This window comes from Chitinophaga sp. S165 (assembly GCF_003182155.1).
Lineage (GTDB): Bacteria > Bacteroidota > Bacteroidia > Chitinophagales > Chitinophagaceae > Chitinophaga.
The window spans coordinates 654053-673782 of sequence record NZ_QGTG01000001.1 but is presented as its reverse complement, the minus strand read 5'-3'; the positions used below and the strand labels follow the sequence as shown (position 1 = coordinate 673782).

Genomic DNA, 19730 nt, shown 5'->3' with positions numbered 1-19730 from the left:
TTTGTAAAGGGAACGTTATATCTGGTTGCTGCTCCATCATAATTGTTGTGCCTCGGTAGATAAAGGTTGCTCCATTGTCTTGAAGTTGAACAACGCGGTAGTTGTTTTGAATAACACATTCCCAAACGGTACCGGTACATGGTTGTTCTCATTAGTTGTTTCATTCAGCCAATCCCTGAACGCCGGATCATCCGCCAGTGTAACCGGACCTGTTTCAGGATCACTGCATGCTTTAAGAATAGCAAACCAATCAATGAATTCACTGGTGTTGATAGCCTTGCGGTACAAACTGGCCTCTGTATTCATGCCTTTACGGAGCGCTACAAAAGTCATAACGGCCTTCTCAATCAACGGATCGCTTTCCTCCTGTGGTTCGTAGAACCGTGCCTTCAGTATCCTTTCCAGCCAGGCCTTCGTATCCGCTGTTTCGAGCTTCTGCACAGAGAACATATCGATGTAATGAAATACACAGCGGCGAAGGAACGCATCACTCAGGTCTTTCTCCCCATTACTGGTGATCACTATAAATGGCTTATGCTCAAAAGACGGAGATTCATCCGTCTCAGGTATATAAAAACTATTCCTTTCCAGTTCTGTTAATAGATCATTACTGAAATCAATATCTGCTTTATCTATTTCATCGATCAGCAGAACCGCCTTTTTACCGGCTTCACTATGCCGCATGGCTTCGGCCATCGGCCCCCAGCGCCTGTATCGCTCGATGTCTTCAATGTTGTTACCCTGGCCCTGGAAATTAGCGTCTCTGAGCCGCAGAAGGTGATCATATTCATACAATCCTTCTCTTGCTTTGGAGGTCGACTTTACATTCCATTCAAAATATTTATGCTGATTGTACAACTCTCCCTTATACCATTCATACGCGACAGCTTTTGCCAGTAACGACTTCCCACATCCCGGTTCTCCCATCAGCAACAGCGGACGGTTGAGGAACAATGCCAGGTTCACCGCTTTACGCAGTTCCTCATCTGCGAAGTAGGGGAATATTGTTTCCTTGCCCTGGCCTTTGTCTACTTCTTTCGTTCTCTTTAATTGTTCGCTTAAATATGAGGGGTGAGCCATATCAATAGCATTTTATATTTAGTGAATTGGAAAATATCTACTAACTGATCTGAAACCGTGAGATGAAAGGCACTTCAAATTCTACCTTACTTTTAAGTATTTTCAGTATTTGCCTGATGGTGCCATTGCTTTGCTGATAGATCTCCTTCGCCAATGTGGCGTTCAATCCTAATCGGTCTAACTGGGGCTGCGCTTCGAACCATCTGGTCAGGTCTTCTTCCGTCATTTTGTCTACGGGCGATAATACCTGCAAACAATCATTAAACCGTCCTTTCTGTTTAAGCTGGGTCACGGTCTTTTCAAAGTCCTTCATCCTTTCTTCATTGACAGTCTCCATCTCATCGATGAGAAAGAATAGTATCTTATGATGCCAGTTTTGCATCTGGATGCTTAAATTTAATTCAGCGATGCAGATATCCCAATAGCGCCAGAACTCATCTAACGTCGATTCCAGCCGGGTCAGGTCTTTATTACTGCAGATGATCTTGAAAACGATATCCTGGTGCGCTATACCCACGCCTCCACAGAATTTGTCCCTGATCAGATATTTTAAGATGTCCTTCTTGTCCTGCTCTTTTAAATTATCCGCATTGATATTCAGATGCAGCCACTTTATCAATGCTGTCCAGAACTCATCATAGATCGATGATGCAGGATCGAAAGGAAAAGTAAGCTGGTTGTTTTCGTAAACCTTATTCTCAAATAACAGATGGTAGTATAACAGATCAAGTACACTATCCCTGTCTCCGGTCATTACCAACCCGCCGATAGGCTTGCCCTGCAGCTTGAATACGCCACGCTGCTTTCTGTAATTGAGTGTCTTGAGGGCCGATTCAAATACCGACAGGTCTTCCTTCAGGATCTCATCGGCCGTCTTCGCTATGTTGGTCTGTATGATCGTGGTCTTCAGGCACCTGGCTTCGTCAAGCATTTTCTTCAGATGCTCCACCTTTATCTTAAGCTCTTCAAATATTTCCGGGTCTTCCTCAGCAAGCTTCATCATCCGCTGCGCTTTCTCTAAGTCTTTTTCAAGCTTTCCGATCAACACCTCATTTTCTGTAAGTGACACCTGCGACCGCATTCGTATATTGCCTACACTGGCGTTCAATATTTCCGTGTTTTTTGTAAATAACCCCCATGCAAATTTTTCGGTCTTATCAAGGGATTGCAACTCCTCATCCATTTCACCGACCAGCTTCTTTGACTTACTTTTTTTCTCGACACAACTTTGCTCATAGTCTCCATACAGATAATTATAAGCCTCCTGCAAGGACTTTTTCTGCACCACAAAGTGCTCATAAAAGGATAAGGATACCTTCGCCGCCAGCTCATCATAAACGGCGGCCCGTGTAGCAATAATAGCTTCCACACCGGTTTGGTCAAGTATCTCTTTGACAAGCCTTGAAGAACTGCAGGCATTCAGGAATAGTACCTTGATAGCGCTATTGTTGGTGAGAATGGAAGATAATGCCAATGCACTTTTTGTATTGCCGTCGTCCAGGTGAAGCCCTATGTGACTGGCATGACCACTGAAATGAAAGAAGCATGGCTCGTGCTGGCGGTATTGTTCAAAGTTCCTGATAATTGAAGGGCCTGTAGCTTTTGGTATTCTGTGAAAGCCTAATACCTTGTTGGAACGGTCATATTGGAGTAGCAGATCGATATTTTCTTCCTCGTCGACAATAAACTTCAGGTCCCCGATGGGATCTGCGAAAGCAAAAATGAAATATGGACAGGTATCAGTCATTTCGGACAATAGCTTAAAATAGTTTCTCTGTAGAGGGATCAGCAGATAACTCCGGTGGCAATATCTTTCCTTTAGACCTGACAAGACGGATCGTGATAGTTTTAGCGTACCAATCCAGGTCTATGGTGTCATCGTCTATACCCATTAAAGCAGCACGGTTTGCCGGGTTATGCTCCAGGTTCACGATCTCTTGCTCTAACCCTTCGTATTCTCTGATAAAGAAATCTTTAAAAGGTTGTTTGCTGATGATCAGCTTTAATCGCAGTGTATCTTCAACCAGGTAGTCGGCAATAAATAATCGCGCCCGCTTTGCCAATGCAGGTATAGGAACGCCTTTAATCAGCAAGCTGGCATCAACATCTTCTGTTCTTCTTTTAATACCATAGTTGGAGTAGAGTGAATATACAGCTGCATAGTATTCAACATCCGAATTGTTCTCTAGCCGGATGCTGCGTAATAATTGCTGGCCATCAGCAAGGATAAGCGTATCGCTGTCAGTGATAGATCGCCACACATCTTTTTCCGGATCGACCTGTACGTCCACACTGAAATCAATTTTAAAGTCATGCTCCTTCATTGCCTGGTTCTGCAACTGCAAAAGCAACTTCCATTGGGCGATCTGCCTGCAGCAGTCATACATATAGCCGATCGTCTCTTCGTTAACAGGCCTGGCCCCATGAACAAGATTTCCGCTATGGTCTTTCAGCACAATAGCGTCATCTTCAAAAGCTACTTTATAGTCATACCCGATATCCTTACCGGTGATGGATCTTATTTTCCCCTGACGGGAACCCTTTTCCGCTATCCGCATCCATTGCGATACTTCATTTGCCGGCGCTTCCACAAGGACATCGATGATGGGGAGCAGATTGCTTATTCCTGCCGGATACAATCCTGGAGTAAGCTGGACGCCCGACAATTCACTTGTGTCTAATCCGACCGTAGCCAGGGTACACCTTACAGTATCCGCCTTATCCCGGTAGATATTGATAGTGGTAGCCTGCATACTTGCTTTGTCGTTCTTTAATCCATGTATGGCCCCCGCATTGATGGCCCATTTGCCTTTCCGGCGTTGTACCTGGTATAAAGGCTGACCTTCCTGTATTCCTTGTCCCAGGAAGATCTTATCTGGATTATACCCCTCATATACCCTCAACTGGGGCGTTTGTGGCTCGGATTGTCTTTGTAACAGTGCCTGGACGTATTCAAACAAACTGGCATAGCTGGGCTGCCCTTCCTTTAAAACAGTTAACAGTGCATTCGTGAATATGGCGGTAGGAGCTGTAGTACTTTCGTACGCTACCTCGCCGCGGGCACAGGCACTCAGAACAATATGCCGGGTAGATGGAATTAACAGCCGGCCTTCAGCCGCCATCTTTGCGTAGCTTAAGTCCTCGTCTGGGCTCAGATACGCGGATAGTTCACGGTATTCTTCATCATCGCGGGAGGGAGTTTGTTTGGCGCTGCCGGGGACTGGTAGTTTTTGGGCGTTTTCAGGCTCAAATTCCCTGGTAATGGAGCCTGAGTGACACGAGTCTATAATACAAACGATATCCGCTCCCTGGGGTATCTTATGCAATAATAAGGCTAGTTCCTTATCGGCCAGGTCGTAGTTGCCGTCACAGCGGCTATCATATAGGACCAATGTCTCATCCAGTCCCAGTACATCAAATTCGTCAAAGGCGGGATTGCTGCGTGCATAGGAGCCATGTCCGCTGAAATAGAATAAAGCTATGTCACCCGGCTGTATGCTGGCATCAATTAGTACTTCTTTGAACTGTCCGATAACTTCATCTCGGGTGGCCTGATGCCCTGATAGTGTTTTTATTGTCCTTTTTTCTTCCGGGAATAATTGTCCGAGGTATTCTTCAAAACGTTTTACATCATTTTCACAGCCACTCAGGGGATTAATATCAGTATCCGGATGATATTGGTTGATACCAACCAACAAAGCGTAAATACTTGACATGCATTTGGGGTGTTATATCTTCAAATTAAACTATTCCAGACAAAATACCAAGTTGGGGCTGATATTCAGAAGGAGAGAGGGAAGTGCAGGCATCATATCGGATAGGGGACAGCACAAAAAAGGCAGGGACCAGTAAAGGTCCCTGCCTGAAAATATTGTTATGACCAATTATTTCAACAGCATCAGTGACAGTCCTGCGGACTTCCACTGTGCATTATAATTCGGCATCAGTAAAACTTTTGTTGAAGAAGGACCTGCATCATGAACGAAGAGACGCTGTATCTTCGGATACATCCAGTACGCAGCTTTAGTGCTCAGAATACCAACTCCGGCGCCTGCAATAACATCACTTACCCAGTGACGGTTATTGTAAATACGCAATACACCGGTAGTCGTAGCTACAGCATAACCGGCTACGCCATACCACGGACTTACATCTTTATACTCCTCCCACATGAATTGGGCGGTCATAAAAGCGATGGAAGTATGACCGGAAGGGAAGGAGTTGTAAGTGGAACCATCAGGACGAAGCCTGTTAGTAGCGCTCTTCACACCAAATGTGACCCCGCTGGTGATAACAGATGACATCCCCAGTAAAATGGTACGATCTGCGAAATTGTGTTTACCCTTGATGCCCGCCATGTTCAATGCGTACACCGCAGCAGCAGGTACATATTTCAGATAGTCGTCAATATCAGTACGGAAAGTTCCGTGATCTTCCATGATCTCCTTTCTGGTAGTGCGGTCCAGTGAACGTAATTTGCCGCCGGTCAGTGATACGGCGCCATAGGTAAGCATTGCTGTGGGAACGATAATACTACTAAGTCTGGCGGTGTAATTTGGAATACGACGCCCGTAGTTCAGGTTTGTATTAAATACAGGAACAGGTGTCTGTTCCTTTTCTGTCGATGCTGTCGTTGGCACAACATTTGTAGATTTTGTAGTATCTCCGCTGATACTTACAATAGCTGTGTCTGCAGCAGCATAGGCACAGTACGTTGTCGACAGTTGCAGGCTAAGCAGTAAGAACAATCTCATATTTGACTTGCTGAATTCTTTTTACGTTACTGGTAATTGTATTTAAGTTAATACAAATTTGCCAAAAGAAACTGTAGACATTCTAAAAATCACACGTCTTTAACTATATTTTCACTTTTTTACACTTACAAATGGTATATTTGTGTTATACCAGGAAATGGTGTCTTCCTGCACAAGAACCGTCTTCGCCTCACAATCAACGGCAAGTCTGATGGCGCCTGCAAATAACGTCTTCTCCGGGAAGGAGAGGATTGATCGTTCGTAATTATTTGTAGGCTAATGAAATACATTAAACATTCGGTGGAACAATTATTGATCGCTTATCAGCTGATCCGCTGGACCGTAATCATCATCCCTGTATCCATCGTCGTAGGGTCCCTCGTAGCTTTATTTCTGTGGTTACTGGAAGAAGTGACCGCCATTCGTCAACAGCATGACTGGCTGCTTTATCTTTTGCCTTTAGCCGGGGTATTCATCTACTTCTTATACAAGAAACTAGGTCGTAATGCAGAAGCCGGGAACAACCTCATTATGGAAGAGATCCATCAGCCTGGAGGCGGCGTACCCGCACGAATGGCGCCACTGGTATTGATAACGACCATCATTACCCATCTGTTCGGAGGCTCTGCCGGCAGGGAAGGGACCGCAGTACAGATAGGAGGTAGTATGGCCAATATGCTGGCCCGCTGGATGCGCCTCTCGGCCGCAGATGTACGTATTATCCTCATGGCCGGAATAGCAGCCGGGTTCGGGGCCGTTTTCGGCACGCCTCTTACCGGGGCAGTATTTGCACTAGAGGTACTGGCTATTGGCCTCATCCGGTATGATGCACTGGTCCCCTGTCTCATAGCAGCCGTGTTTGCAGATATCGTCTGCTCCGCCTGGGGCATTCATCATACACATTACCAGATCCTTTTTGATAAAAGCAACATCGTCTTCCATTTTATCCACTTTGATTTTCTACTACTAACAAAAGTAGTGATCTCCGGTATTGCCTTTGGGCTTGTCAGCAATCTCTTTTCAATCTGCATGCATAATATAAAAGCAGGCGCAAAGAAATGGATCCGCCCGGCCTGGCTCATCCCGGTGGCAGGTGGCGTCATTATTATCGCAGGTTGTTACTTACTTGGTACCCGCGATTATATCGGTTTGGGTGTGACCAGTCCGGATCCTGACGGCGTTAGTATTGTCTCAGCCTTTAGTAACGGGAGTTTTTCGTCCTGGGCCTGGTTATGGAAATTGTTGTTCACTGCCATCACTCTGGGTATGGGCTTCAAAGGAGGAGAGGTCACACCGCTCTTCTTTATCGGAGCTGCTTTAGGGCATACACTTGCAGTACTTTTCGGGGCTCCCGTCGATTTGTTTGCAGGTCTCGGATTTATTGCCTTATTTGCAGGTGCCACAAACACGCCTATTGCCTGTACTTTAATGGGAGTAGAGCTTTTTGGCACGTCGCATGTACTATATTTTGCTGTAGCTTGTTTCACTGCTTACTACTTCAGCGGTCATGCTGGTATTTACAGTGCACAACGTATAGCAGTACGCAAGGACCATCATATTGATTAACCAGACAACTCGAACTGAATTTATGAAGGCTGTCGCCGTTCCCCAGTTTAAAGCCATTCCACAGGTGATGGATTTGCCCACACCGCAGGTTAAACCTGGTACTATCCTCGTACGTGTAACCGCTGCAGGTATGAATCCGTTTGACTGGAAGTTAATAGACGGCATTCTCGATGGGAAAATGCCACATAATTTCCCTATGGTCCTCGGAGTGGACGGAGCAGGTACCGTTGAGGCTATCGGGGAAGGTGTTACGCATTTCAAACCAGGTGATAATATCTACGGACAGTTTATACATTCTCCTATTGGTGAAGGCTCCTATGCGGAATATGTTGTCGTACCGGAGAAAGCTGCGATCTCCATGGCCCCAAAGAGCATTCCCCTGCTTGAGGCGGCAGCAATACCTACCGCAGGAATGACTGCTCTTCAGTTACTGGAACGCCTCGGACTTAAGCACGAACAAACGTTGCTGCTTGTCGGATCTACCGGCGGAGTAGGCTCCTTCATCGTACAGCTCGCGCATATGCAGGGAATATACGTCATAGCAACTGTTAGCAGTGAGGAAGGCGCTGCGCGGATGAAGAAGCTTGGTGCCAAAGAAACGATTAACTACAAGAAACTCTCTGTAGAAAGAGAGATCAGATCAAAATATCCTTCAGGCGTTGAAGGTCTGATCGATCTTGTCAGTCCGCAAACGGTCTTCAAGACAATGACGTCACTTGTGAAAGTGGGAGGGGCTGCACTGACGACCGCTTTTGTGGCGGATAAAGAGTCTTTGCGGGCACGGAGCATTACCGGGGGCAATTTCGAAACGCAGGGAACACCGGCTTCGTTGGATACGTTGGCGGATGCCGTGGATAGCGGGGCTATAAAAGTACCGGTCGGGGAGGTGATCAGTATGGAGGAGGTCGCGGCGGCTGTTGAAGTGAGCCGGAAATTAAAGGGTATCGGAAAGACTGTAGTGCGGATTGGCTGAGTATTTTACGTGGATATTCTTACATTGGATTTGTGTATTGTTGCATTGCGCGAATTTAAGCTGACGGTGATTCTAGCGCTGACCTTCTTGCTTCGGTTTCAGTATGGGCTTGTGGGCTGTATCCCTCTTCGAGTCCTTACTATTAAACTTTTTCAAGCGTAGGGGCTTTAGCGCTCTATTTAACTCCCGTCAAGCGTATGAGCACTCTCAAAGGGATAAGGCCCACAATCTCCATCTGAAACCTCGTTGTTACGGTCTCCCAATAACTTTGAAAAGACAATAAAGTTCCTCGCCTTCCCACTATTGCATTGACGTAATTATTCTTGACTTTACATACGTTACCCCGACAGTGACTATCAGCCCAATCGGGGTACACACCCAAATGCGAGACTGGCATTGATGCTAAACGCAGATTCATCTTTAACAATTGAAATCTCGGTAATAGCAATCAAACCTATGAATTAGTGTGAAGTCCTGGCCTTTTCTGTTTATTATCGTTATTGGGAGACTGGCCGCGACGAGGTTTCAGATGGAGCTTGTGGGCCTTATCCCTTTGAGAGTGCTCATACGCTTGACGGGAGTTAAATAGCGATCCAACGGCCCCTACGCTTGAAAAAGCTACATAGTAAGGACTCGAAAAGGGATACAGTCCACAAGCCCATACTGAAACCGAAGTAAGAAGGTCATCGCTGGAATCACCGTCAGCTAAGATCCGCGCAACCAGAAAAAACACCAAGCCAAAGAAGGTCAGCGTTAAAACCACCTAAGATCCGCGCAACCAGAAAAAAACACCTAAGATCCGCGTACTGTTACAGATAATCACTCGCGATATTCAACTTCTCTATCGCCCCGGCATCGAGACCAAGTTGAGTAGCTTTTACAAGATCCTCCAGCTGCTTTGTATCAGTCGCACTTACAATAGGAGCTGTAATCCCGGGACGCTGTACCAGCCATGCAATAGCAACACTCGCAGGAGTGGTGTTAAAGTCGGCCGCCACTTCATCAAGCGTCTCAAGGATATTCTGCCCGCGGTCATCGAGATAGCTGACAGCTTTCTCGCCCCTCGGGCTTTTAGCAGCATCTTCCTTGCTTCTGTATTTTCCGCTGAGAAAACCACTAGCTAAAGAATAATAACTTATCACACCAAGTTCATATTGCTGTGTAATGGGTAAATATTCTCTTTCGAAATGCTGACGATCATGAAGATTGTATAAAGGTTGTAGAGACTCATATTTTGGATAACCATTCCTTTCACTTGATTCCAGCGATTGTAAGAGCCTTTCAGGGCTGAAGTTCGAAGCGCCTATTACCCTTACTTTTCCGGCTTTCACAAGTTTGTCGTAGGTAGCAAGTGTATCATCAACAGGCGTTTTGGGGTCGTCATAGTGTGACTGATACAGATCAATATAATCTGTTTGTAATCTGCGCAGAGAATCTTCTACAGTCTTTTCGATGTAGGCAGGTGAAAGGTCTCTTACTTTGCCGCCGCCTACTTTTGTTGAAATGATCACCTGATCACGTTTACCGCTTTTCTTTAACCATTTGCCGATAATCGTTTCAGATTCTCCGCCACTGTTACCCGGCGCCCAATGAGAGTATGAGTCTGCGGTATCTATGGTATTGAAGCCTGCGGCAACAAATGCGTCTAATAAAGAAAATGATGATGCTTCATCCGCTGTCCAGCCGAATACATTTCCGCCAAAAGCTAAAGGTGCAACCTGTAAAGCTGATCTGCCCAATTGTCTTTTTTCCATCTCTTTTACGTTTTATTCGTTTATAATTAGCTTATAGCTTTGGCTATATTTTTTTGTTCGATGCAGTTTACGTTTTGTTCTTGCCTTGTTCTTACTTTGCACTAAGGCTAGCCTTGTTATTCTTTAATTCTTTTCGTCTACGATCTTCTTATAATTATTTTTTTTCTTCCGCTTCTTTCTTCCTGCTCTTCCTATTCTTAATCCTTAATTCTTCTTGAATTCTTCTTGTTCTTTTATATTGTTTTTCTAATGTACGAGTTTGTCTCAAAACAGATACCATAAATTTACGTATATTGAGCGCTTTACCATTTGCGCCGCTATCCATTGTATCCCATAAGCAGGCTGCGTTTGTTTCCGTATCTATTTCAGGTGCGTTTTTTGTGAAGTGCTCTCCGTACAGAGAGACTGGCACTGACATTAGCATAGATTTTTTGAATAAATAACTGTATTATGAGTAAAACCATTATTGTATCTAACAGGCTACCGGTAAAGATCACAGAGAAGGATGGAGAATATGTGTTAAATCCGAGTGAAGGCGGTCTGGCTACAGGCTTGGGATCCATTTACAGGCAAGGCTACAATATCTGGGTAGGATGGCCTGGCATTGATGTGATTGAGGAAGCACAACCACAGATTAGGGATCAACTTTCAGAGCTGAATTTGAGACCTGTGTACCTGACACAGGAAGAAATTAACAACTATTATGAGGGATTTTCAAATGAGGTATTGTGGCCTGTTTTCCACTATATGTCCGTTTATGCCCGCTATGAACAGGTCTACTGGGATTTCTATTATCAGGTAAATTGTAAATTCAGAGATATTGTTTTACAGGTGGCGGAACCGGGTGATGTGATCTGGATACATGACTACCAGTTGTTGTTACTGCCGGGTATGATCCGTGCCGAATTGCCTGATGTGGCAATCGGCTATTTCCAACACATACCTTTCCCGTCCTTCGAACTTTTCCGGCTCATACCCTGGCGTTGCGAGCTGCTCGAGGGAATGCTGGGTGCAGACCTGTTAGGCTTTCACACCTTCGACGACAGTCATCACTTCTTAAACGCGGTTACCCGTCTGCTGCCTGTCAATGCGTCAGCGAACGTGGTAATGGTCAATGACCGTGCAGTGATAGCCGAGACTTTCCCAATGGGTATTGACAATGAGAAATTCGAACAACTTTCTGATGATTCTGAGGTACTGCGGCAAATGGAAAGCCTGAAAGAGAATTTTCAGCATACACGTATGGTGCTCTCCATCGACAGACTTGATTATAGTAAAGGCATCATCCAGCGACTACAGGCATTCGAATTATTTCTGCAATTATATCCTGAATATGTTGAGAAGGTTATTCTGTATATGATCGTCGTGCCCTCCCGGGATACTGTACCTCAGTACAAAGAACTAAAGGAGGCGATAGATATGCTGGCAGGTGGCATTAATGCTCGTTTCCGTACCATAAACTGGCATCCTATAAATTATTTCTACCGTTCATTTCCTGTTGAAGTACTGGCAGCGTTATATAATTTCGCTGACGTCGGACTGGTAACGCCTATGCGTGATGGCATGAACCTGGTGAGTAAAGAATACGTGGCAAGCCGAAAGAATAATGATGGCGTACTGATACTAAGTGAAATGGCGGGTGCATCGAGGGAACTGATAGATGCGGTGATCGTTAATCCTAATAATATCGGCGCTATCGCAAGAGGCTTGCATCAGGCCCTGAATATGTCTGAAAGAGAACAACAGCGCCGTATGAAACAAATGCGGCAGGTGGTAGCAAAGTTCAATATCTCTCACTGGGTAAAACTATTTATGGCCCGCTTACAGGAAGTAAAACAATTACAGCAATCCATGCTGGCGAGGCGTATGAACATGAATATGCAGGCAGCAGTGATGAACGACTACAAGAGTGCCGGCAGACGTGCTATCTTCCTGGACTACGACGGTACATTAGTCGGCTTCCAGTCTAATATAGATATGGCATCTCCCGACCCGGACCTCTATCAATTGCTTAAAACCCTCGCAGACGATCCTGCCAATCAGGTCGTAATGATCAGTGGCCGTAAGCACGAAACCCTGGAGGAGTGGCTCGGACACCTCCCGCTGGACCTCATCGCCGAACATGGTGCATGGACAAAAAAGTACGGAGAAGACTGGCAGATGTTACCCGGACTAACAGCCCAATGGAAACAGGACATTCTGCCTATCCTCGATACCTATATGGACCGTACGCCAGGTTCCTTTATTGAAGAAAAGAGTTATTCGCTTGTATGGCACTACCGCAAGGTAGAAACCGGCCTCGGTGAATTACGTGCCAATGAACTAATGAATACCTTACGATATTTTACCAGCGATATCGGCCTGCAACTTCTGCCAGGCGATAAAGTTATTGAGATCAAAAACGTAGAGATCAATAAAGGAAAGGCCACCTTATCATGGTTGCAGGAACGCAAATTTGATTTCACACTTGCCATAGGAGACGATCATACCGATGAAGACATATTTAAAGCACTACCGCCAAACGCCGTCACTATCAAAGTAGGCAGCCAGGTATCCGCTGCAAGATATTATCTTAGAAACCACCAGGAAGTAAGAGCATTTCTAAGAACATTGGTGTCATAGATAATAGGAGAGTGCAGGCTTCTATTTGTCCTGTTCTTAGTTATGTATCTCAGTTCAGTAATTAATGTAACATTACAATATAACAGAGAGGTGGCCTCTATTAATAGGCCACCTCTCTGCATTTATAGCATTTTATAGCATCAATTCTAAGCGCCATAACAACAAGAAAATATTCCTAATAAATTGGACATCAGAAATAAATTAGCCTTCCAAGCAAAAAGAAGCAAGCAATAACAAACCCGATTGCCGTGAATCATTAAAGGAATGCCATAGCAGGAAGACAAGCGCCTTTATTGTCCTTTCAAAGTTATTGGGAGACCGCAACAACAAGGTTTCAGATGGAGCTTGTGGGCCTTATCCCTTTGAGAGCGCTCATACGCTTGACGGGAGTTAAATAGCGATCCAAAGCCCCTACGCTTGAAAAAGTCCAATAGTAAGGGCTCGAAAAGGGATACAGCCCACAAGCCCATACTGAAACCGAAGTAAGAAGGTCAGCGCTAGAATCACCGTCAACTAAGATCCGCAAAACAACAAAATCCAAATCTCACAAATAATCACTCGATACTGAAACCGAAGTAAGAAGGTCAGCGCTGGAATCACCGTCAACTAAGATCCGCAAAACAACAAAATCTAAATCTCACAAATAATCACTCGATACTGAAACCGAAGTAAGAAGGTCAGCGCCAGAATCACCGTCAGCTAAAATCCCGCAAAACAGCAAAGCGCAAAAACAACAGACGTTATCCGCCTGAACAATAACGGCTATTACAGAAATATCGGTACGTCCAGTTTCATCGATATCCGATACGCCGCATTCATCAATCCCACATGACTATACGCCTGCGGAAAATTCCCCCACTGACTACCATTCTCTTCATCCACATCCTCACTGAATAACGACAAATGATTCGAATACTGCAACAAATTCTGAAACTCGCGGATCGCATCATCAAGACGCCCGACACAGGCAAGCGCCTCTACATACCAGAACGCGCAAACCAGGAAAGTAGTCTTCGGTTTCCCGAAATCATCCGAGTGAAGATAACGATAGAACAATCCCTGCGGAGTTTTCAGTTCTTTTTCAAGTGCAATAAGATGATCTCTCGCCTTTTCAGAAGCAGGATCAAGATAATTCATCATGATCAGCTGGAGGGTACTGGCATCCAGGTGCTGGCTGCCGGCTGCGTTTGTATAAACTTTCCGCACAGGATCATAACAACTCTCAATATGAGCAGCAGCACGTTGCTTCAGTGCAACAGCTTTCTGCGCCAGCTCTTCATTACCGATGGTACGCGCCATCTTCTCGGCGGCAGAGCAACCTGCCCATTGAAAGAGGTTACTATAACAGTGGATGTTGGCGAAGTTGCGGAACTCCCAGATGCCCGCATCCTTCTCGTCTATAGTATGTTCGATCTTGCTTAACAGGTATTCGATCCACCAGGTGGAGTCTTTGCGCTCGGAGAAGATAAAACGATGGTCCGTGTATAGCGGCAACATCGAAATGAGCACCTGACCATAGATGTCGTTCTGAATATGTTCATACGCCTGATTTCCGATGCGTACAGGCTGATTACCGAGATATCCGTCAAGGTGTGGCAATATCTGTTCTACCAGGTTCTTTTTGCCTGTAATGCCGTATAAAGGCTGATAACGGTAATCGCCCGAAAAGGAAATATCAGCTACATAGCTGAAATACTTCTCCATTTCCTCGAAATGCCCGATATGGTTCAGCGCGGTGATCACATAGAACGTATCCCTCAACCAGCAATAACGATAGTCCCAGGTACGGCCGCTGCCCGGGTATTCCGGCAAACTGGTAGTACTGGCGGCAATGATGGCGCCGGTATCTTCATACTGGTGTATCTTAAGCGTGAGGGCAGAGCGGATCACTGCAGGCTGGTAGAAATTGGCGATGTTGGAATGTTTGATCCAGGTACGCCAGTAAACGGTCGTCTCGCGAAGGAAACGTTCCGCAGTACTGTTCAGCGGGGCTTCCAGCGGATTCCCATATGTCAGCAGCAGGAATTTATCTTCATTCAGCACAAAGTGTTCTTCTTCGAAAAGATAACTCATGGGAATATTGGTGGTCAGCCGCAGGTTCTCCTCACATCCCAGGAATTCTATATGATTGCTGCCACGCTGGGCTTTGAGGTAACCGCTACCATAGTCACAAACCGGCTGGCACTTCACCCGTACACGCGGATTACCTTCCAGGGCTTCTATTTTACGGATCAGCATCAGCGGCTTGAAATATCGCTCAAACTGGTAGAAGCGCGGCGCAAAGTCTGTAATACGGTACCTGCCACTCTCACTGGTCACTTCAGTACACAAGATATTCGTATTCTCCAGGTAGTACTGCTTTGACGTGTATTCCCCCGAGGGCAGAATGGAAAACTCGCCTCCCTTATTCTTGTCCAGCATTCCGCCGAATATAAAGGAACTGTCCATCCTCGGCCAGCAAAGCCAGTCTATGTTCGTGTTCAGATTGACATGTGCGAGATATGCACAGTTGCCAATGATGCCTGTCTGATAGGTATGTTTTTCCATATGTGATTCATTGAAATACAAAAGCCATTCCAACAAACGGGAACTACGGCACATTTTGTGTTAATTAAAACAAAAAGCTATATTTAAATTAATGTAATTACCCCACATGCAGAAATGGCTTCGTATAACCCTGATTGTTTCCGGCAGCCTCCTCGCTATACTTGTGTTGTTATGGCTTGGACTGGCCTTATATATCCGTCATAACAAGGCTGACATTCTGCAGCAGATCAGCGATAGGATGAGTGACAGAATGCACGGAGGTGCATTGGAAATAAAAGACATGGAACCCTCACTGGTACATAGTTTTCCGAACGTGTCCGTAGCCCTGGAAGGAGTGAGCATCAAGGATAGCCTCTGGAATACACACCAGCATCAGTTACTCAATGTAGCACGCATTTTCGTAGAGGTAAATACCTTCTCCCTGCTGAGAAAGCAGCTGGACATCCGGCAGATCTCTCTTGAAAAAGGTACTATCTGTTTGTTTACCGACAGCACCGGTTATAGTAATGCCAGTATGCTGAAACGTAATACCCGCGTGAAGGCCGAAGGTAAAGAGAAAGGGAAGGGGCCGGATATTACCCGTCTGCAATTATCAGATATTAGCTTTATAATAGACAACCAGCAGAAAAATAAATTGTTCAGCTTTGATATTGCTAATTTAAAGGGCAGCTTGCGGAATAATGATTCTGGCTGGGCCTGTAATATGAACACATCTCTCAGGGTACGTAGCCTGGCATTCAATACGGAAAAGGGGAGTTACCTGAAGGATAAGACCGTGCAGACAGACCTGGAAGTCCGGTATAACCGCGTAAGCAAAACATTAAGTATACCCCAACAGGCTTTGCGTATCGGCGGACAAACAATTTCGGCGGGGGCCACTTTCTCCTTCGGGGAACGGCCACGGGCGTTTACGGTACATATCGTTGCAGATAAGATCCCGTTCCGGCTCGCAACCTCGCTGCTAACACCAAAAATATCTTCAAAACTGGATAGCATCAATATAGAACAGCCGCTGGATGTAGAGGCCCAGTTGAAGGGGCACATGCAACCAGGAGATAAGCCTTCCGTGGATGTTACCTGGAAGACGGTTAACAATGTAGTTACCACAAAAGGGATGGAGTTGCAGGAATGTAGTTTTGCAGGTAGCTTTTCAAATGAATGGATGCCGGGACAGCCACGTGTTGATGAAAATTCCATCATCAGCCTGTATGGGCTTAAAGCGAAGATCTATAAAAGTATCCCGGTTTCTGCAGATACTGTCCATATTATTAATCTGAAACATCCGACACTGATGGGTTATTTCAATGCGGACTTCCCGCTAACAGCCCTGAATGAGGCGCAGGGAGATGAAAATGTGTTCAGCTTTACGGGAGGAACGGCCCAAGCCGCACTATATTACAAAGGCGGGATCACAGCAGGTGACACTATTCTGCCTTATCTGAAAGGAACGGTAGCATTGAAACAGGGCGTAATGGAATATACACCGCGTAATTTACAGTTCAGTAATTGCAACGCACTGCTGGACTTCAACGGACAGGACCTGGCATTGCACAATATCACGATCAGCACCCGGAAAAGCAATCTGCAAATGGAAGGGAATGTGCAGAATATCACACGGCTGTATTTCACAGCTCCTGATAAACTGCAATTGAACTGGAACGTGCGTAGCACAGGAATTGACCTGGACGAATTCCGTTCATTCCTCGGAAAGCGAAAACAGGGAAAACGTTCACGGGCAATAGCCAATCGCAGGAATATAAGCCGCATCGCCAGTCAGCTGGACGTTGTGTTAAACAGCTGTAATGTCAATATACATATGTTGCTCGACAAGCTGACCTATGGCAATTTCATGGCGCAACAGGTCAGGGCGGAAATGTCGCTGAATCAATCGGATATTCATCTTCAGCAGATGTCATTGTTGCATGCAGGAGGTAGTATCAACATGGCGGGTACAATGACACAGGACGGGGTGAATAACCGCTTTAAGATCAACTCCAATATAAAGAACGTACACATTGACCAGTTATTCCATGCATTTAATAATTTCGGAATGCAGTCGCTGTCAGCAAAAAACCTAAAAGGCATTCTTTCCGCTACCGCTGCCATCACCGGTAACGTAAAGGACGATGGGAAAATGGCGCCTCAGTCGATGTACGGCAGCCTTTCTTTTGATCTGCGTAATGGGGCCCTCGTCCATTTTGCGCCGCTGGAAGATATCGGCGGACTGCTTTTCCGGGGGCGGAATCTGGGAAATATTACTTTCGATAATCTGAGGAATACACTGACGTTACAAGGGAACAAGATCATTGTTCCTCCTATGCAGATCAATTCAAGTGCGCTTTATATGGACGTATCGGGCGTATATGCCATGACCAAAGGAACGGATATGTACATCACGGTGCCCCTTCGTAACCCTAAACGGGATGAGGATATTGTTGACACGGAAGAAAAACGGAGCCGCCGTAAGAAGGGTATTGTGTTACACCTGCGGGCACAGGACGGAGAAGATGGAAAGGTGAAGATCAAATTGGGCAGCAAAAAAGACAAACCGGAAGATGCCGAAATGTAACTTTTTGATAAGAACGGCCGTTTTATAGTAATTTAGCGCCTGACAATCAATCGTTCCATGAAGAAACTACTGGTTTTAGCCGTTTTAGCACTGGCTGCCTGTAAAAAAGATGACACTCCTGTTCGCCAACTTAACTACGATGGTAAATGGTATATCCACCAAACCGTCGATAAGCAATATACTTTAGAAAACGGGGATACGGCGTACACCAAATACGAAGTGAAAGATTATCCCACGCCAATTAATTATATCGACTTCCAGACAAACCTGGGAACAGGGGCCGCCTTTCTTTACCTGGGCGGCAAGGCCGACTCAATGGCCTACGAAGCATTAACGCCGACTTATTTCAAACTGGATACTACCCTGTGTGAGGTAACACATCTTACCGACAGCGCTTTTCAATTCAATACACTGGTATTCGATCATAACGTAATTCCTGACAGGGTACAGATAAGGCAATTCTTTTTTGTCCTGACCCGTTAGTTTGCAAAGCGCTGCTAAAAAGGCATGGTTTTTATACGTTAAAGGACGGACCATATTTTCGCAATAATGTCCAGAGAGTATATCAAAAGTATCGTACGCACATTACGCGTAGCATTTCAGCTATTACAAAAAAATGATCCCCTACGCCTGGCAGGGGCAACTGCGTTTTTCGTCAGTTTCGGGCTTCCGCCTATTCTATTGATCCTGGTACAGGTACTGGGATTGCTGTTCAACCGCCGTTCTATTGGCAGGCAACTGATCCTTCGGCTGGGAGAGCTGGTAGGGCAGGATAGCGCCGAACAGGTGGTGGTGACGTTAAGAGGTTTCCGCGGACTGGCACAGACCTGGCCTGTGGCTATTATATTATTCATTTTCCTCTTGTTTGTAGCCACGACCTCATTAAAGGTGATCAAAAGCTCCCTGAACCAATTATGGATGATCCGGAAGACAGAAAAAGAAAGCTTTTTGCAATCGTTACTTGACCGTTTACGCTCCCTGATCGTTATCGGAGCAACAGGCATTCTTTTCCTTGCCAGTTTGATGGCGGAAAGCGTCCATGCTTTCCTCGGCAGTTACGTACATGAGGTATTTCCCCGCGCTGCATTTATTTTCAGCGGAGTATTTACCCAACTGGCATCGCTACTCATCGTAACGTCCTGGTTTGCGGTACTGTTTCGTTATCTACCTGATGCACGGCCCACCTGGAAAGTTGCATTCTCAGGAGCATTGCTTACCGGAGTGTTATTTAGTATTGGGAAACTGGTCTTGCGCCGGTTGCTGTATGGGGGCAATATTGGAATCTTATATGGGGCTTCTGCCTCCGCAGTGCTGTTGATGCTCTTTATCTTCTATAGCGCTATAATCTTCTATTATGGAGCTGCATTTACTAAAGTGTGGAGCGAATTCAAACATCGTCCGATGCAGCCAGTCCGTCATGCCACCTTTTATAAACTGGCAGACGTGGAAGTTCGCTGACCTACTCCCCACGCAATACCATCTCGATCTGGTCCTTTACCGGATTGCTGAAGCCTTCCAGCTCGATTTTAGGATGCTGATCAAGATTAATACGGATCTTTCCCGTTTCATTTACAAGAGAGTCAGAAAGTGGTTCCAGCAAGGCATGCATTTGACGCACTCCCATCTGCGCAAGCTGATTCATGAAATTATCTTCGAGCTGCAGAAATTCCCGGTTTTTGTAGGTATATGTTACCTGAATCATAGTAAAAAGTGTTTTTCAGAGGATACTAATTAATAAAAAATTATATTGGTTAAATTAGTCTATACGTATTCGGCGAATATTCACGGATATGACATTAGCAATTTTCGTGCTCGATTTAACAGCATAAATATATAAATTTAACTAATAACTTGTTGTATCTCAT

The 19730-nt window shown here is 45.4% G+C and carries 14 protein-coding genes and 1 riboswitch; of the genes, 6 read left to right on the top strand and 8 right to left on the bottom strand.

What is annotated here, in order from left to right:
- Positions 1 to 36 precede the first annotated feature (36 nt).
- The 4 genes from C7475_RS02545 to C7475_RS02530 all read right to left on the bottom strand — a co-directional run bounded on the left by C7475_RS02545 (position 37) and on the right by C7475_RS02530 (position 5834).
- A complete protein-coding gene (locus tag C7475_RS02545; protein ID WP_110050711.1) occupies positions 37 to 1080 on the bottom strand; it encodes a MoxR family ATPase in 1044 nt (347 codons plus the stop codon).
- A 40-nt stretch (positions 1081 to 1120) separates the two neighbouring features.
- Entirely contained in the window at positions 1121 to 2827 is a 1707-nt protein-coding gene (locus C7475_RS02540) for a hypothetical protein (protein ID WP_110050709.1), read from the bottom strand.
- A 13-nt stretch (positions 2828 to 2840) separates the two neighbouring features.
- On the bottom strand, positions 2841 to 4796 hold the full coding sequence (locus C7475_RS02535) for a caspase family protein (RefSeq protein ID WP_110050707.1): 1956 nt from the start codon (positions 4794 to 4796) through the stop codon (positions 2841 to 2843).
- A 168-nt stretch (positions 4797 to 4964) separates the two neighbouring features.
- Entirely contained in the window at positions 4965 to 5834 is an 870-nt protein-coding gene (locus C7475_RS02530) for a phosphatase PAP2 family protein (RefSeq protein ID WP_110050705.1), read from the bottom strand.
- Positions 5835 to 5978: 144 nt separating this feature from the next.
- Positions 5979 to 6062: riboswitch (Fluoride riboswitch) on the top strand.
- 51 nt (positions 6063 to 6113) lie between these two features.
- Here C7475_RS02530 and C7475_RS02525 point away from each other — a divergent pair.
- Positions 6114 to 7400, top strand: coding sequence for a voltage-gated chloride channel family protein (locus tag C7475_RS02525; protein WP_110050703.1), 1287 nt, complete (start codon positions 6114 to 6116; stop codon positions 7398 to 7400).
- A 22-nt stretch (positions 7401 to 7422) separates the two neighbouring features.
- The gene (locus tag C7475_RS02520; RefSeq protein WP_110050701.1) at positions 7423 to 8373 is read left to right on the top strand and encodes an NADP-dependent oxidoreductase; all 951 of its coding nucleotides are present in this window, start codon (positions 7423 to 7425) and stop codon (positions 8371 to 8373) included.
- Positions 8374 to 9182: 809 nt separating this feature from the next.
- Here C7475_RS02520 and C7475_RS02515 read toward each other — a convergent pair.
- The gene (locus C7475_RS02515; protein WP_110050699.1) at positions 9183 to 10127 is read right to left on the bottom strand and encodes an aldo/keto reductase; all 945 of its coding nucleotides are present in this window, start codon (positions 10125 to 10127) and stop codon (positions 9183 to 9185) included.
- Positions 10128 to 10281: 154 nt separating this feature from the next.
- Positions 10282 to 10545 carry a hypothetical protein gene (locus C7475_RS02510; protein WP_146217443.1) on the bottom strand — a complete coding sequence of 88 codons (264 nt, stop codon included), beginning with the start codon at positions 10543 to 10545 and terminating at the stop codon, positions 10282 to 10284.
- 32 nt (positions 10546 to 10577) lie between these two features.
- On the opposite strand from C7475_RS02510, the gene C7475_RS02505 reads away from it, so the two are divergent.
- Positions 10578 to 12749 (top strand): bifunctional alpha,alpha-trehalose-phosphate synthase (UDP-forming)/trehalose-phosphatase, encoded by a 2172-nt coding sequence (locus tag C7475_RS02505; protein ID WP_110050695.1) that lies wholly within the window; start codon positions 10578 to 10580, stop codon positions 12747 to 12749.
- Between the two features lie 765 nt (positions 12750 to 13514).
- Here C7475_RS02505 and C7475_RS02500 read toward each other — a convergent pair.
- Positions 13515 to 15350 carry a glycoside hydrolase family 15 protein gene (locus C7475_RS02500; protein ID WP_255412612.1) on the bottom strand — a complete coding sequence of 612 codons (1836 nt, stop codon included), beginning with the start codon at positions 15348 to 15350 and terminating at the stop codon, positions 13515 to 13517.
- Between the two features lie 52 nt (positions 15351 to 15402).
- Between C7475_RS02500 and C7475_RS02495 the strand changes: the two genes are divergently transcribed.
- The 3 genes from C7475_RS02495 to C7475_RS02485 all read left to right on the top strand — a co-directional run bounded on the left by C7475_RS02495 (position 15403) and on the right by C7475_RS02485 (position 19323).
- Complete coding sequence (locus C7475_RS02495) at positions 15403 to 17865, top strand: AsmA family protein (RefSeq protein WP_110050691.1); 2463 nt, start codon at positions 15403 to 15405, stop codon at positions 17863 to 17865.
- A 57-nt stretch (positions 17866 to 17922) separates the two neighbouring features.
- Positions 17923 to 18348, top strand: coding sequence for a hypothetical protein (locus tag C7475_RS02490; RefSeq protein ID WP_110050689.1), 426 nt, complete (start codon positions 17923 to 17925; stop codon positions 18346 to 18348).
- Positions 18349 to 18414: 66 nt separating this feature from the next.
- Positions 18415 to 19323 carry a YihY/virulence factor BrkB family protein gene (locus C7475_RS02485; protein ID WP_110050687.1) on the top strand — a complete coding sequence of 303 codons (909 nt, stop codon included), beginning with the start codon at positions 18415 to 18417 and terminating at the stop codon, positions 19321 to 19323.
- Between the two features lies 1 nt (position 19324).
- Here C7475_RS02485 and C7475_RS02480 read toward each other — a convergent pair whose 3' ends face one another.
- A complete protein-coding gene (locus C7475_RS02480) occupies positions 19325 to 19567 on the bottom strand; it encodes a hypothetical protein (RefSeq protein WP_110050685.1) in 243 nt (80 codons plus the stop codon).
- Positions 19568 to 19730: the final 163 nt, after the last annotated feature.

Excerpts from the sequence above, each read along its gene's own strand:
- C7475_RS02545 (WP_110050711.1), bottom strand. The coding sequence starts at position 1,080 with ATGGCTCACCCCTCATATTTAAGCGAACAATTAAAGAGAACGAAAGAA.
- C7475_RS02535 (WP_110050707.1), bottom strand. The coding sequence starts at position 4,796 with ATGTCAAGTATTTACGCTTTGTTGGTTGGTATCAACCAATATCATCCG.
- C7475_RS02500 (WP_255412612.1), bottom strand. The coding sequence starts at position 15,350 with ATGTGCCGTAGTTCCCGTTTGTTGGAATGGCTTTTGTATTTCAATGAA.
- C7475_RS02540 (WP_110050709.1), bottom strand. The coding sequence starts at position 2,827 with ATGACTGATACCTGTCCATATTTCATTTTTGCTTTCGCAGATCCCATC.
- C7475_RS02510 (WP_146217443.1), bottom strand. The coding sequence starts at position 10,545 with ATGTCAGTGCCAGTCTCTCTGTACGGAGAGCACTTCACAAAAAACGCA.
- C7475_RS02530 (WP_110050705.1), bottom strand. The coding sequence starts at position 5,834 with ATGAGATTGTTCTTACTGCTTAGCCTGCAACTGTCGACAACGTACTGT.
- C7475_RS02520 (WP_110050701.1), top strand. The coding sequence starts at position 7,423 with ATGAAGGCTGTCGCCGTTCCCCAGTTTAAAGCCATTCCACAGGTGATG.
- C7475_RS02515 (WP_110050699.1), bottom strand. The coding sequence starts at position 10,127 with ATGGAAAAAAGACAATTGGGCAGATCAGCTTTACAGGTTGCACCTTTA.
- C7475_RS02495 (WP_110050691.1), top strand. The coding sequence starts at position 15,403 with ATGCAGAAATGGCTTCGTATAACCCTGATTGTTTCCGGCAGCCTCCTC.
- C7475_RS02490 (WP_110050689.1), top strand. The coding sequence starts at position 17,923 with ATGAAGAAACTACTGGTTTTAGCCGTTTTAGCACTGGCTGCCTGTAAA.
- C7475_RS02485 (WP_110050687.1), top strand. The coding sequence starts at position 18,415 with ATGTCCAGAGAGTATATCAAAAGTATCGTACGCACATTACGCGTAGCA.
- C7475_RS02480 (WP_110050685.1), bottom strand. The coding sequence starts at position 19,567 with ATGATTCAGGTAACATATACCTACAAAAACCGGGAATTTCTGCAGCTC.
- C7475_RS02525 (WP_110050703.1), top strand. The coding sequence starts at position 6,114 with ATGAAATACATTAAACATTCGGTGGAACAATTATTGATCGCTTATCAG.
- C7475_RS02505 (WP_110050695.1), top strand. The coding sequence starts at position 10,578 with ATGAGTAAAACCATTATTGTATCTAACAGGCTACCGGTAAAGATCACA.